Here is a 14,676-nt window from a genome sequence, read left to right on the forward strand (position 1 = left end):
CTTTTGCCCATGTTATCTGAGTTTGGGAACAAAAGCAAAGATAACAAAAAGGGCTGATACCTCGTGAGAAGTGTCAGCCCTAAATTTGTATCTTACCCAAAAGTTTAGCGGACAGTAATATAAATAAACACATTATTTATTTGTACCTTTGGAAATTAAATATTAATTTTGCAAAAAATATGCCTGACAACAGCCATTTGACAATATGAAGAAATTTTTAATCTCATTCCTTTTTATAACAACGGCCCTGCTTCTTGGCAGTTGTTCAAGCAGCAAACATGTTGCTTATTTCAAAAACATCGACACCATCAGCTTAGCCGCGTCAAGAGGTTTGTATGATGCTCACATCATGCCCAAAGACCAACTCACCATCACCGTGATGACCACCAATCCCGAAGCCTCGGCCCCTTTCAATCTCACGGTGGGAAGCACTGTAAGCACTGGTGGGCAGCTTGCCTCCTCTTCACAATCATTACAAGGCTATCTTGTCGACAATGAGGGCAACATCAACTTCCCCATCATTGGCGAATTGCATGTGGCTGGCAAGACCAAGACAGAATGTGAGGATATGATTAAAGAAAAAATCAGGCCATACCTGAATGAGAAAGAAAATCCCATCGTAACCGTTCGGATGGCCAGTTATCGCGTCACCGTTATCGGCGAAGTTGGCTCACCCAAAGTCATCCCTGTCACAACAGAGAAGATGAGTATCATCGAGGCGCTCGCGTCGGCTGGTGACCTTAGCATATACGGCAAGCGAAACAACGTGCTTTTGATACGCGAAGACGCCACGGGAGAAAAACATGCCACCCGCATCAATCTCAACGATGGCAACATTTTCAATTCGCCGTATTATTATCTCCAGCAAAACGACATTATCTATGTTGAGCCAAACTCCACCAAAGCCAAAAACTCCAGCATCGGCTCAAGCACCACACTATGGTTCTCTGTGGTTGGCTTGATAACTTCCACCGCCTCGTTATTGTTCAACATATTGAGATAATTAAAAACTTGGATAAAATTATTAATCCTGAATATATGAAAAATGGAATATTAATCATTACGTCCGCGTAATCATTAATATTCCATTTTTCATATATTTCCACCGCGATTGTAGGTTTCTGCGACAGCCTACCACCCAAACATGCACCCCTACATGTCCGCAAGCACAACAACAAACAGTCTAAAAAAAGAAAATAAGCGACAAGATGAAGAACGTTACTTTAGTATTATCAGACGGAACAAAGTTTCATGGTCAATCCTTCGGCTATGACGCGCCCGTTGCCGGCGAAGTAGTTTTCAACACGGCCATGATGGGCTATCCAGAGTCGCTCACCGACCCATCATATGCCGGACAGTTAATGACCCTTACCTTTCCATTGGTAGGCAACTATGGCGTTCCACCCTTCACCACAGAGGCTAACGGCCTGCCCACGTTCATGGAGAGCGACAAGATCCATGCTTCGGCTATCATTGTGGCCGACTATTGCGAGGCATACAGCCATTGGAACGCCGTGGAGAGCTTAGGCGATTGGCTCAAACGAGAGCACGTGCCCGGCATCACAGGCATAGACACACGCCAGCTCACCAAAGTGCTGCGCGATCATGGCGTGATGATGGGGCAGATTATATTCGATGATGAACCTGACAACATTCCGCAAGCAGATTATGAGGGAGTGAACTTCGTGGACCAAGTGTCATGCAAAGAGGTTGTCAAATACAATGAGGGAGCTGGCAAAAAAGTGGTTCTCGTGGATTGTGGCGTCAAGGCCAACATCATTCGAAGCCTTGTCAAACGTGGCGTGGAAGTCATCAGGGTGCCTTGGAACTACGACTATACAGCCATGAGCTATGACGGACTCTTCTTAGCCAACGGTCCCGGCGACCCCGATACTTGTCAAGCCGCCGTGGATATCATTCGCAAGCACATGAGCATCAGCTCTAAACCCATCTGTGGCATCTGTATGGGCAACCAGCTCTTGGGCAAGGCAGCGGGAGCCAATATCTACAAACTCAAATACGGACATCGCAGTCACAACCAGCCCGTGCGCATGGTGGGCACGGAGAGATGCTATATAACATCCCAAAATCATGGCTACGCTGTCGACACGTCAACGCTTGATGACGATTGGCAGGAACTTTTCGTAAACATGAACGATGGGTCAAACGAAGGCATACGCCACAAGACCAACCCTTGGTTCACCAGCCAATTCCACCCGGAGGCTTGCGCCGGGCCAGTAGACACCATGTTCATGTTCGACAAATTCATTGAAACTTTAAAGTAAAACACAAGATGAAAGATACAGCTATCAAGAAAGTGTTGTTGTTGGGTTCGGGCGCGCTGAAGATTGGCGAGGCTGGCGAATTTGACTATTCTGGCTCACAAGCGCTCAAGGCTTTGCGCGAGGAGGGTATAGAGACCGTGCTCATCAATCCAAATATCGCCACCGTCCAAACTTCAGAAGGCGTGGCCGACCAAATATATTTCTTGCCCGTTCAGCCTTATTTCGTGGAGCGCGTCATTGAGAAAGAGCGTCCCGATGGCATCCTGCTCAGTTTTGGCGGGCAAACAGCGCTCAACTGTGGCGTGCAGCTATACGAGAGTGGCGTGTTGGAAAAATATCATGTCAAGGTGCTTGGCACGCCCGTGCGCGCCATCATGGACACCGAGGACAGAGAGTTGTTCGTGGAGAAACTGAACCAAATCAAAGTAAAGACCATCAAGAGCGAGGCTTGTGAGAATATGTCAGAGTCGCTCCAAGCGGCCCACGACCTTGGCTATCCAGTCATCGTTCGCGCCGCCTACGCTTTGGGAGGACTTGGCTCTGGCTTTGCCAACAACGATGACGAACTGCGCAAGATCTGTGAGAAAGCATTTGCTTTCTCGCCCCAAGTGCTTGTGGAGAAAAGCCTGAAGGGATGGAAAGAAATAGAATACGAGGTGGTGCGCGACCGTTACGACAACTGCATCACGGTGTGTAACATGGAGAATTTTGACCCGCTCGGCATTCACACCGGCGAGTCTATCGTTATCGCTCCGTCACAGACACTTTCCAACAGCGAGTACCATAAGTTGCGCGAATTGAGCATCAAGATAGTGCGCCACATCGGCATTGTAGGCGAGTGTAACGTGCAGTACGCGTTCGACCCGGCCAGTGAGGATTATCGTGTCATCGAGGTGAACGCCCGATTGAGCCGCAGCTCGGCCTTGGCCTCCAAAGCCACAGGCTATCCTTTGGCCTTTGTAGCCGCCAAGTTGGGCATGGGGTACGGGCTTTTCGAGCTGAAAAACTCGGTTACCAAGACCACGAGCGCGTTTTTCGAGCCTGCCTTGGACTATGTGGTTTGCAAGATACCGCGGTGGGACCTCTCCAAGTTCAAAGGCGTGGACCGTGAGCTTGGCTCAAGCATGAAAAGCGTGGGCGAAGTGATGGCCATAGGGCGCAACTTCGAGGAGGCCATCCAGAAAGGCTTGCGCATGATCGGTCAAGGCATGCACGGCTTCGTGGAGAACAAAGAGTTGGAGATTGACGATATCGAGGCGGCTCTCCAAGAACCCACTGACAAACGCATTTTCGTAATCTCCAAAGCCATGCACAGAGGTTATTCCATCGACCAAATACACGACTTGACAAAAATAGACAAATGGTTCTTGTACAAACTCAAGCATATTATCGACATTGACGAGACACTTGGAAAGGCCAATATTAACACCCTCGGCGCTGAGCTTCTGCGCGAGGCCAAGGTGTATGGGTTCACCGATTTCCAAGTTGCGCGCGCCATCGGGTTGGAACAAGAGATGAACATGCACCAAGCCGTGCTTGTGGTACGCCGCCTGCGCAAGCAATATGGCATCGTTCCCGTGGTAAAACAGATAGACACTTTGGCCGCGGAGTATCCCGCGCAGACCAACTACCTGTATTTGACCTATGCTGGCGTGGCCAATGACGTGACCTTCTCCAACGACAAACGCTCCATCATTGTGCTTGGCTCGGGCGCCTATCGTATCGGCAGCTCGGTGGAGTTCGACTGGTGTGGGGTACAAGCGTTAAACACCATACGCAAGCAGGGTTACCGCAGCATAATGATTAATTACAATCCCGAGACCGTATCGACCGACTATGACATGTGCGATCGGCTCTACTTTGATGAGTTGACCTTCGAGCGAGTCATGGACATCATCGAGGCCGAAAACCCGCACGGCGTCATCGTGTCCACGGGCGGGCAGATTCCTAACAACCTGGCCATGTATTTGGACGCGGAGAACGTGCCCATCCTCGGAACATCGGCCAAGGATATTGACAACGCAGAAGACCGCGCCAAGTTCTCAAGTATGCTCACCCGCAACGGCATAAATCAGCCCGAATGGAGCGCGCTGACTTCGATGGCCGACATTGAGCAATTCGTGGACCGCGTGGGCTTTCCTGTCTTGGTACGCCCAAGCTACGTACTTTCGGGCGCTGCCATGAACGTATGCTCCAACAAAGAAGAATTGGTGCGTTTCCTCAAATTGGCGGCCAACGTGAGCGAGGACCATCCCGTGGTGGTGTCCAAGTTTATCGAGCACGCCAAGGAGATAGAGATGGACGCCGTCGCCAAGGATGGCGAGATACTGGCATACGCCATCTCTGAGCACATCGAGTTTGCCGGCGTGCACTCCGGCGACGCCACCATCCAGTTTCCACCACAGAAGCTATACATTGAGACCGTGCGCCGAATTAAACGCATCAGCCGCCAAATAGCCAAGGAATTGCATATCTCCGGACCTTTCAACATACAATACATGGCACGCGAGAACGACATCCTTGTCATCGAGTGCAACCTGCGCGCGAGCCGCTCGTTCCCCTTCGTGTCTAAAGTGCTGAAACTAAATCTCATCGATTTGGCCACCAAGGTGATGCTCGGCGTGCCTGTCGAGAAACCCAACAAAAACCTCTTTGACCTTGACTACGTGGGCATCAAAGCCAGCCAGTTCTCGTTTAACCGTTTGCAGAAAGCCGACCCCGTGCTTGGTGTCGACATGAGTTCCACTGGCGAGGTGGGCTGTCTCGGCGACGACACCAACCAAGCGTTGCTCAAAAGCATGCTCTCCGTGGGGCAGCGCATACCCAAACACACCGTCCTGCTCTCAACGGGTGGAGCCAAGCAGAAAGCCGAGATGCTCGACGCGGCCAAGATGCTGATAGACCACGGCTATGAGCTGTACGCCACAAGCGGAACCTCCAAGTATCTCGAGGAAAATGGCATACCAAACACCTTGGTGTATTGGCCATCTGACGAGGACAAGGAGCCGCAGGCTTTGACACTGCTCCACGAAAAAAAGATAGACATGGTGGTCAACATTCCAAAAGACTTGACCACCCACGAACTGACCAACGGTTACAAAATCAGGCGCGCGGCCATCGACCTCAACGTGCCGGTTATCACTAACAGCCGTTTAGCCGGGGCATATATCACCGCTTTTTGCACCTTGGAGCCAAAAGACATTGACATCAAGGCGTGGGGCGAATACTAAGCAGGTTGGGTGGAGAGCACTTGAAAGCAATGACACGGAACTCTCCCACCCCACCCCTTTGAGCCACAAGCACTTGTTGGGAGTTTGGATCTTTTAAGCCATGTCTTGTCCCAACAAACCCTCCTAAAGAGCGATTGGCGGTCAACTTGCCATTCGCTCTTTTTGTGAAAAGACAGTGCGCATGCGCGATCAATACACATGCGCGCTATCAAAGAATATGATGAAAATATATGACAAAAGGTCTCAAATGCTGGGCGTATTTGCAAACGGCATGTATCAAGGTCACAAATACGCCAAGCATTTGAGTTTTTCGCAAACCGCTTATACTCATAATATTATAAGCGTCGCAACGTGTTTTCTGGGAAAAAGTTTTATCAACGTTTTGCCATTCAATACTAATGGCGGCTCGTTCAGGGCTTAAAGGCAAGGTCATTAAGACCAAAACGCAGCGTCATCAAGGCCTAAACGAAACACGATAAGGCACTCATCGCACACTGCTGACAAAAATATAAGCGCAAAAAGGGCATCTTGCGTAACACAAGACGGTGGCTGCCGTTCCAAAACGAGACTATCGCAAGCATCGTTTTTCGTGACTAATATCTTACAATACAAATGCTTGTGTACATTCCAAGGTGGTCAATATAACGAGACCAAAATATACCGAAGGCACGCCAAGCTGCGTCTCTCGCTATCGATATGGGTAAAAATGGCCGCCCCAAGACAACCTGCGTCTACCGAGCGCCATATTGAGCCAGCTGCGCTTTAGCCTTGGAAACCAGAAGTTTGTTCTGCCCATCATCTTTCAGCCGTACAGCCTTTGAGAGAAAAAGTTGTAGGTATAGCTTGGCTTTCAAATCGTTTTTTGAGGCTATGTACATCTGTGCCGCATTGTAGTAGTTGACGGGTGTGTCTTCGTCATCGTACAAAAGACTTAGTTCGAAAGCGCGCCCAGCGGCCTCGTATTGGCTGTGCTGAAAATGTAAATCAGCCATCTTTTTGTATATGTCGCACATCCTTGCCCTCGGCGTGGCGGTCTCGATGGCACGATTGAAATGCTCCAGCGCCAAGGAGTCCATGTAAAGCTCTTTCTCAACCAATGCCAAACGGTAGAAACACGTGGCGTTATTATCTTTGAACTTGGAGGCTCGGGTTAGATGGTAGTGTGCTTTGGGATAGTTGGCATACTGGGAAAAATGCTCATAACAAAGACCAAGTACGAAGTTGGAAATAAAATTGTCATAGCCTTGAGCTATCAACTTATTGTACACAGGAATAGCCTCATCGTACCTGAACTGCAAATATAACGAATAGGCGTAGGCTTTGTTCACGTACAGATTGGTGGAGTCGCATTGGGTGATATAGCTTTTTGCCACAGCCTCCGCCTTGCCCGGCATGTTGTTGTCATTGTAATAAGTGGCAAGCGAGCCAACAATCTCGCTGTCGTATGGGTATGTAGCCACGATACGGTCGCCCCAATAAGCCGTTTTGTCCTTGTCGCCCATATCTAACATGCAGTAATAGTACATACGCATATCCTTGTGGTTCACACTATCCCGCGGTATATTGTCGAGGCATGACACGCAAGCCATATTGTCGGCAGATTGGCGGTAACACGAAGCCAACTGCCTGCGCACATCCACATTCGAAGGATTGAGCGCAATGCTTTGTTGGTAATATTGCGTGGCATGGAACACGTCATACGCGCGCATGCAACTATCGCCCTTATGTTTGAATATAGCCCAATCATTATCAGCATGCGCGAAAAGTGGAGCCATGAGGCTGAAAAATGTGATTAATAAAAAGGATTTCATTGGCGATTTAAATTAACAGATTCTTTTGCGAAGGAAATAAAAAGTTGATACTGACAAAGACAAAGTTAACGAGAAAAAATGATAAAGAACAATTTTTAGAAAAAAAACATGTTTACAAAACAACTTTATTGGTTAAAAATAGCAATGGACAGGATAGCTTGAGGACTGTTGCAAACCGTGCCAAAAAAGCGAAAATAGACGACCGACCATTCTCAACGTGATTGTCCACCAATATAGTTTCATCAAAAAAAACTTGCAATACCATGCTACACCCTCGTTCCGGATTGATGTCTGAACAAGATTTTTCTGCTGCCGTAAAATCGCTTATTATAAACATTGTGGAGTTTATCGCACTGAAAGTCAAACAAAAAAGGGGAGAAAATACAAACGTATAAGTGATGATTTGCCTTATAAAAGTAACAGATTAAAAATAAGGTTGCCGTTAAATAAAACTTAACGGCAACCTTATCTATACACGACATCTAACGCTTATTGTTTGTTGACGGTCTCGATAAGCTCGTCCGCAGTCAACAACAACTGTTCTCCCGTAGCCATATTCTTTAGCGTAACCTTGCCCTCCGCCATCTCATTATCACCGGCCAAAGCCACATACGCTATATTTTTGGTATTGGCATAAGTCATCTGTTTTTTCATTTTGGCCTTGTCTGGATAAATTTCCGTGCGTATTCCGGCAGCTCTCGCCTTGGCCACCAAAGGCATGCAATAAGCCGTTTCCTTGTCACCAAAATTGATAAAAAGCAATTGCGTGGTTGCCACGGCATCCTTGGGATAAAGGTCAAGCGTGTTGAGCACGTCATAAATGCGGTCGGCACCAAACGATATGCCTACACCGGAAAGGCCCGGCATGCCAAATATACCGGTGAGATTGTCGTATCGGCCACCACCAGTGATAGAGCCCATAGGCGTGTCAAGGGCTTTAACCTCAAAGATAGCACCCGTGTAATAATTCAACCCGCGAGCCAAGGTGAGGTCCAACTGTATTTCGTTGTGAAGGCCAACTGCCTGTAATGTGTTCAGGATAAAACGAGATTCTTCCACCCCCTTCAGTCCTGTTTCCGATGTTTTAAGAACTTCCGCGATGGTATCCAATTTCTCATTGTTGCTTCCTTGGAACGCAATGATAGGCTGAAGGCGTGCGATAGCATCCTCGGCTATACCGGCATTACGCAATTCCTCATTGACATTGTCAATACCAATCTTGTCCAATTTATCTATAGCAACAGTGATATCGATGATTTTCTCGGACTCGCCAATAACCTCTGCAATGCCGGTAAGTATCTTCCTGTTGTTGATTTTGATTTGTACGTTGACGCCAAATTTTTGGAAAACAGTATCGACAATCTGCATCAACTCCACTTCATTGAGCAGAGAGTCGGAGCCAACGATATCCGCGTCACATTGGTAAAATTCGCGATACCGTCCTTTTTGTGGTCGGTCAGCGCGCCAAACAGGTTGGATTTGATAACGCTTGAATGGCATTTGGAGTTCTTCACGATGCATCACCACGTATCTGGCGAAAGGAACCGTGAGGTCGTATCGCAAGCCCTTTTCGCACAATTTGGTCTGAAGATACAGCGTGTTACGCTCTTGAAGCTCCTCGTCCGTGATACCTTTAAAATAGTCACCAGAGTTCAACACTTTGAAAAGTAGCCTGTCACCTTCCTCTCCATATTTGCCCATGAGGGTGCGAAGCGTCTCCATAGCCGGTGTCTCTATTTGTTGAAAACCGTATAGAGCATAGACTTCTTTGATGGTGTCGAAGATATAATTGCGTTTGGCCATCTCGTCAGGGCCAAAATCTCGGGTGCCCTTAGGGATGGATGGTTTGTTGTTTCCCATTCTCTTTGTTATTTCCTTATGATGGTTTGACTTCTATCCGGACCTATGGAGACGATGGTTATAGGTGTCTCCAATTGATCCTCGATAAACTTGATATAATTATTGAACGCTTTGGGGAACTCTTCTTCGCTCGTGAACCTGGTCATGTCGGTCTTCCAACCCTCCAGCTCTTCGTAGACAGGTTTAACGTTGTTAATGTCGTATGGGAAATCAGGGGTGGTGCTGCCATCAGGCAATTCGTAAGCCACGCAAGCCTTGATGGTGTCAAAATCATCAAGCACATCACTCTTCATCATAATCAACTGGGTTACGCCATTCACCATGATGCTATATCTTAGTTGCACGAGGTCTACCCATCCACAACGGCGTTCACGCCCCGTCACCGCTCCATACTCATGGCCAAGGTCACGGATGCGCTTTCCGGTATCATCGAAAAGCTCTGTCGGGAACGGTCCTGAACCTACGCGTGTACAGTAAGCTTTCATAATACCGAGAACGTTTCCGACCTTGTTCGGACCAATTCCCAAACCCGTACAGGCTCCGGCACAAATGGTGTTACTTGAGGTTACAAAGGGATAGCTACCAAAATCAACATCGAGCATGGTGCCTTGCGCTCCCTCGCAAAGAATGGATTTACCATCTTTGAGAGTCCTGTTCACCTCGTGCTCACTATCGACTATCTTGAAACGGCGAAGAAACTCGACACCCTCCATCCATGTTTTCTCAGTCTCCTCAAATCCGTCAAAATCAGTCCAGCCCATAGAAGAGAGCATTTTCATGTGACGTTCTTTATGCGCCGCATACTTCTCTTCGAAACCTTCTAATATGTCTCCTACGCGCAATCCGTTGCGACTGACCTTGTCTGTGTAGGTCGGACCTATGCCTTTGCCGGTTGTGCCCACCTTGGCCTTGCCTTTCGCGACTTCCAACGCGCGATCCAATATGCGATGGGTAGGCATGATGAGATGCGCCTTGGATGAAATGTGCAGACGAGATTGCAACTCATGGCCACTCTTTTCCAAGTCTTTGGCCTCGTTCATAAACAAGTCTGGAGCCAGCACCACACCATTGCCAATGATATTGATCTTGCCTCCTTGAAACACGCCAGAGGGGATGCTGCGTAAAACATACTTCTGCCCTTCGAACTCTAAGGTGTGCCCAGCGTTGGGTCCTCCCTGAAAACGAGCTACCACATCATACTTCGGAGTAAGCACGTCTACAACTTTACCCTTACCCTCATCACCCCACTGCAAACCCAGCAGGACATCCACTTTCCCGGTATTCATAAGCTATCTATATAATTATTTGTTGTCCGATTTAGTTTTATTTCTGATGGTTCTACGTCGAGTCAACCGTGATTGACAACTACTGCAAATACCATAAATATAGAGCGTGAAGCCCTCTTTTCTGAAACGACGCAAGCGAGCGTCTCTAATGCTATCCTCCACGTCAGGCAATGTCACCTCGTTCACTTTGCCACACATAGTGCAAATCTGATGACTGTGCGAGTCGTTCCTTAACGCAGCTTCATATTTTGTTTTGTCAATGAGCTTGTGACGCACCACAAGGTGTATCATTTGAAACAGTTTTAAGGTGTTGTAAAGCGTGGCTCTACTCACCACAAACTTTTCATTAGAGAGTCGGTCGTTTAGCTCCTCAACCGTGAAATGCCCATCAATATCATAGATGGCTTCCAAGATGGCATATCGCTCCGGCGTTTTTCTTCCAGCTGTGACATCTAAAAAATCGTCCAATATCTTTCGAGCGTTACTGAACATCTTGTTTTTTACCATCGTCTCAATAGACCCTTGGCCCAAATATATAGGTTCCAACTCTTACCATCGTAGACCTGCATCTCACCGCTACCCTATAATCTTGGCTCATGCCCCACGACCGTTCACGAAAATAATCAGCGTCAGCGAAATAATCACGCTTTACCTCATCAAAAAAATCTGCAGCTTGGTTCATCTCTGCCGCGATTTGGTTTTCATCGTCCACATTGCTTGCCATCATCATTAAGCCGCATATCCGAACGTTAGTTAACTGTTTCCATTCACCCGCTTTCAGCATGTTTCGACAGTCGTCTATGGAGAAACCATATTTTGTCGCCTCCTCCGCGATATGCAACTCAAGCAGCACGTCTATGACGCGTCCACATTTGGCAGCCTGTTTGTTGATCTCCTTCAAAAGTTTAAGGGTATCCACAGCCTCAATCATTGAAATGTAAGGAGCGACATATTTCACCTTGTTGGTTTGCAAATGTCCAATGAAATGCCACAAGATATCCTTAGGCAGCTCCTCCACTTTAACTCGCAACTCCTGCTCATGGCTCTCACCAAATATGCGCTGTCCAGCTTGATAGGCAGCCTCTATATATTCTTTCGGATGAAATTTGCTCACGGCAACCAGACTAACGCCTTCAGGAAGCTGCTCAAGTACTTTACTTAAGTTTTTAGCAACATCAACCTTCATCACTCCGTTCCTTTCTCTTCTTGTGACTGCGCTTCGTATTCTGGAACGTCGTTGGCCTCCCCTTTCGCCATATTGTCGGTATGCAAGAACACATCCATAAACGATGTCTCAGCTATCGAGGCTATCACATAGTCGATCATCGTTCCACCCATAACCTCTTCTATGCTTTTCACCGCTCCCGGCAAAGAAGCGGCCTGAACCAAATAGTTCACCGTGGAACGCTTTTCTTTTTCCGTTTTTTCATCAATGGTGATAAATGACAACTTGGCTCTATACCACTTGTCAGCCGAGGCACTGTCACTGAAAAATATCTCATGGTAAGGCGCAGGCTTTATTCCGGCAATCTTAAAATCGCCACTGATATAAGCCGACATCTCTTCAATGAGCGTGCTCTCCGCCTCCGTGAAACTAAGGGCGTCTACAACATACTGCTCCACTACGGATTTTTGCGACCCATCCTCCTGTGTCTTGTCATATTTTATTTTGGTCTCAAACCAATCTGATGTTCTGGATTTCATGTTGTATTCTATAAACAAAATAATATTATATAGTAAAATTAATCTACACTCCTCTAAACAAGTTGTCTAACACACGATATGTGTAAGCTGCCCTGTCGTGAATGGTCAAGTCGCTACGCAACCTGTTTCTCAAATCAACCAACTTCGAGACAGCTCCCTGATAGTTTTCTGGCGTAACTCGCTCACTCATCTTTTTAGCCACTGCCACCTCAAATCCAAAATATCGCATCAACATGTCTGAGAACTGATTGCGCTGCATTTCCGTGATGTCTTTAAGTTGGTGATTAAGCTTATTTTTAGCCCTGAAAATAGTAAACACCAACTCGTCAGGCTCTCCACCACGTTGCCCATGATTGTAACGTTTCTCGTAATCGAAGTAACAATCACAAAAACCATTCTCCGCAAGAGACTGCAACTCTTCCTTGGCAGGATTCAACACGCGCCTCGTGAAGTCGCTGAATTTATTGTAATTGTTTTCCAGTCGTAGCATTTTCCTGAAATCCAACGTTTTTATTCTTGTTCCACCTTTGTCAAGCCAACTTTCTATAAACATGTATATTCGCTGTGTGTACCGATTACGACACGCAAACACAATCTGTTTTCCCAGCCTATGGTACCCCAAATCGAGCGACACCAAACGCTGAGCCACGGTGCGATCTATTTTCAATAGCGCATACTTTTCATACAGCCCAGTGTCTTTAGGAATATACACATCGCACAAGTTAGTCACTTTAAGGTAGCTGCGCCCGTCCGTGGTTTTATAAGGTATCTCCACCGGAATGGCTGCGAGCATTTTCAAACTTTGACGCAATTGAGGGTAATGGTTTGGGTCTACGCCCAATGTTTTAAACAGCGTCTTGATTTCAAGCCGGCCATCATTGTCAAGTTCCACATCCGAAAAAATGCCTGGCTCCATCTTCTCTTTATTAAGAATCTTATGAAGCTTGTTCTGCATGAATTCAACGATCGTGACGAGTATTCTGATCTGTATCAGCGAATAATCGTGCCGCATCATGGTTACCGCTATGGGTTGAAGCAGCCATGTCTCTTCCTCCACAGGTATAAGCTCCGTGGGGATATTGCGTTTAACCTCGCGCTTTTTACCCTTACCGACACCGACCACAGCCTTTGTCGTCTTGGTTGTCCTTTTAGTTGCCGGTATTACTGTCGATATTTCTTCTGCCATCAAATAGATATTTTTTTAGCGGCTTTCCCTTTTGTGATGCTTACAAAGTTAAGATTATTTTTCGGTTCTACCAAAAGTTGCGATAAATAAAAAACGAAAACACAACCAAGTGTTTCCGCCACTTTTCTCCATTAACAATTGTGCGCCAAGTCTCCCACCGCACACATGATCTCGCATCGCTCGCACGGCAGCCTTATCAAAGCTGACATTGCGTGCCAACTGAAAACGCAACAAGGCAAAAAACCTCGTTGCGTTTGTTTTTTTTAAGGATAGTTTTAAAAATCAAACATGCCAAATTATGAGTTTGTTTTCAAGCTAAATATATTCCGTAAGATTGTAAGCGTAGCAAGCCACGTGACAAAACGAACCTACGTTTTGAATTTAAGAAAACACAAAGATAACAAGACATAATTGAAATTTCTCACATTATTATATATGTTTGTAATTTTCTGAGCTGTCCTTAAATGACATTCCCAAACACTTAGCTGTGTTTGGGAATGCAAGATAGTATTACGTCGTACGGCTTTATTCTGCCGCAGCGCCCTCTGTTTCAGTCTTAGCGCCCTCTGCTTCTGCCTGTGCAGCAGACTCCTCGGCAGCCTTAGCCTCAGCTTCTGCTTTAGCGGCGGCCTCAGCCTCAGCTTTTGCGGCAGCTTCGGCAGCTTTCTTGTCTGCTATTTTCTTGGCAATAGCCTCGTTCACACTCTTCTCTTGTTCCAATGCTTTCGCAGCCAAGTCTTGACGACTCTTAGCATTTGCGTTGCGAGCCTCTGTCAACTTTTGATCTTTGCTCGCTTTCCATGCGTCAAACTTTTGCTGACATGCGGCCTCGTCAAAAGCACCCTTTTTCACACCGCCCTTAAGGTGTTTCATCATATACACACCCTCTTGTCTAAGAATGTTACGTACGGTGTCAGTAGGCTGTGCACCCGTTTCTACCCAATAAAGAGCGCGCTCGAAATTCAAATCTACGGTTGAAGGATTGGTGTTGGGATTGTAAGTACCAATCTTCTCTGTAATTTTACCATCGCGTGGAGCTCTTACATCTGCGATAACGATTCTGTAGAACGCATAGTTCTTACGACCGCCTCGTTGCAATCTGATTTTTGTTGCCATTTTGTTTTTAAATCTTTTATATAAGGTTTGAATTATGCCTCCATCTCGTGGAAGCGACTGCAAAGTTACTACTTTTAGTTCATTGCCAACCTCATATTGCCATTTTTTCTCCACTTAATTAAGGAATATTAAGAAAATGCTTTCAGCCTCATCACGCCACTCCAATCTACACCAATCGTAGAAAATTATGTTAAATCT

11 protein-coding genes are annotated in these 14,676 nt (G+C 46.8%); 3 read left to right on the forward strand and 8 right to left on the reverse strand.

What is annotated here, in order from left to right; translation table 11 throughout:
- Positions 1-205 precede the first annotated feature (205 nt).
- The 3 genes from C7379_RS10690 (at position 206) to carB (ending at position 5,515) form a co-directional block, all read left to right on the forward strand.
- Entirely contained in the window at positions 206-1,003 is a 798-nt protein-coding gene (locus C7379_RS10690) for a polysaccharide biosynthesis/export family protein (protein ID WP_116617303.1), read from the forward strand.
- A gap of 205 nt (positions 1,004-1,208) precedes the next feature.
- Complete coding sequence (gene carA / locus C7379_RS10695) at positions 1,209-2,285, forward strand: glutamine-hydrolyzing carbamoyl-phosphate synthase small subunit (RefSeq protein ID WP_116617304.1); 1,077 nt, start codon at positions 1,209-1,211, stop codon at positions 2,283-2,285.
- Positions 2,286-2,293: 8 nt separating this feature from the next.
- Positions 2,294-5,515 carry a carbamoyl-phosphate synthase (glutamine-hydrolyzing) large subunit gene (carB, locus tag C7379_RS10700; protein ID WP_116617305.1) on the forward strand — a complete coding sequence of 1,074 codons (3,222 nt, stop codon included), beginning with the start codon at positions 2,294-2,296 and terminating at the stop codon, positions 5,513-5,515.
- Positions 5,516-6,246: 731 nt separating this feature from the next.
- Here carB and C7379_RS10710 read toward each other — a convergent pair.
- From C7379_RS10710 to C7379_RS10745, 8 genes are all read right to left on the reverse strand, one after another.
- On the reverse strand, positions 6,247-7,326 hold the full coding sequence (locus C7379_RS10710) for a tetratricopeptide repeat protein (RefSeq protein ID WP_133241893.1): 1,080 nt from the start codon (positions 7,324-7,326) through the stop codon (positions 6,247-6,249).
- 489 nt (positions 7,327-7,815) lie between these two features.
- Positions 7,816-9,186 carry a histidine--tRNA ligase gene (gene hisS, locus C7379_RS10715; RefSeq protein ID WP_116617308.1) on the reverse strand — a complete coding sequence of 457 codons (1,371 nt, stop codon included), beginning with the start codon at positions 9,184-9,186 and terminating at the stop codon, positions 7,816-7,818.
- 8 nt (positions 9,187-9,194) lie between these two features.
- Entirely contained in the window at positions 9,195-10,472 is a 1,278-nt protein-coding gene (locus tag C7379_RS10720) for an adenylosuccinate synthase (RefSeq protein ID WP_116617309.1), read from the reverse strand.
- A 15-nt stretch (positions 10,473-10,487) separates the two neighbouring features.
- Positions 10,488-10,979 (reverse strand): Fur family transcriptional regulator, encoded by a 492-nt coding sequence (locus C7379_RS10725; protein WP_243406784.1) that lies wholly within the window; start codon positions 10,977-10,979, stop codon positions 10,488-10,490.
- Between the two features lie 4 nt (positions 10,980-10,983).
- A complete protein-coding gene (locus tag C7379_RS10730) occupies positions 10,984-11,658 on the reverse strand; it encodes a YggS family pyridoxal phosphate-dependent enzyme (RefSeq protein ID WP_116617310.1) in 675 nt (224 codons plus the stop codon).
- Positions 11,658-12,176, reverse strand: a complete 519-nt coding sequence (locus tag C7379_RS10735; RefSeq protein WP_116617311.1) for a DUF4494 domain-containing protein — start codon at positions 12,174-12,176, stop codon at positions 11,658-11,660. Before C7379_RS10735 ends, C7379_RS10730 begins: the two co-directional genes overlap by 1 nt.
- Positions 12,177-12,219: 43 nt before the next feature.
- Complete coding sequence (locus C7379_RS10740) at positions 12,220-13,362, reverse strand: replication initiation protein (RefSeq protein WP_116617312.1); 1,143 nt, start codon at positions 13,360-13,362, stop codon at positions 12,220-12,222.
- 525 nt (positions 13,363-13,887) lie between these two features.
- Positions 13,888-14,478, reverse strand: a complete 591-nt coding sequence (locus tag C7379_RS10745; protein WP_116617335.1) for a 30S ribosomal protein S16 — start codon at positions 14,476-14,478, stop codon at positions 13,888-13,890.
- Positions 14,479-14,676 lie beyond the last annotated feature (198 nt).

This window comes from Hallella colorans (genome assembly GCF_003096815.1).
GTDB classification, from domain to species: Bacteria; Bacteroidota; Bacteroidia; order Bacteroidales; family Bacteroidaceae; genus Prevotella; species Prevotella colorans.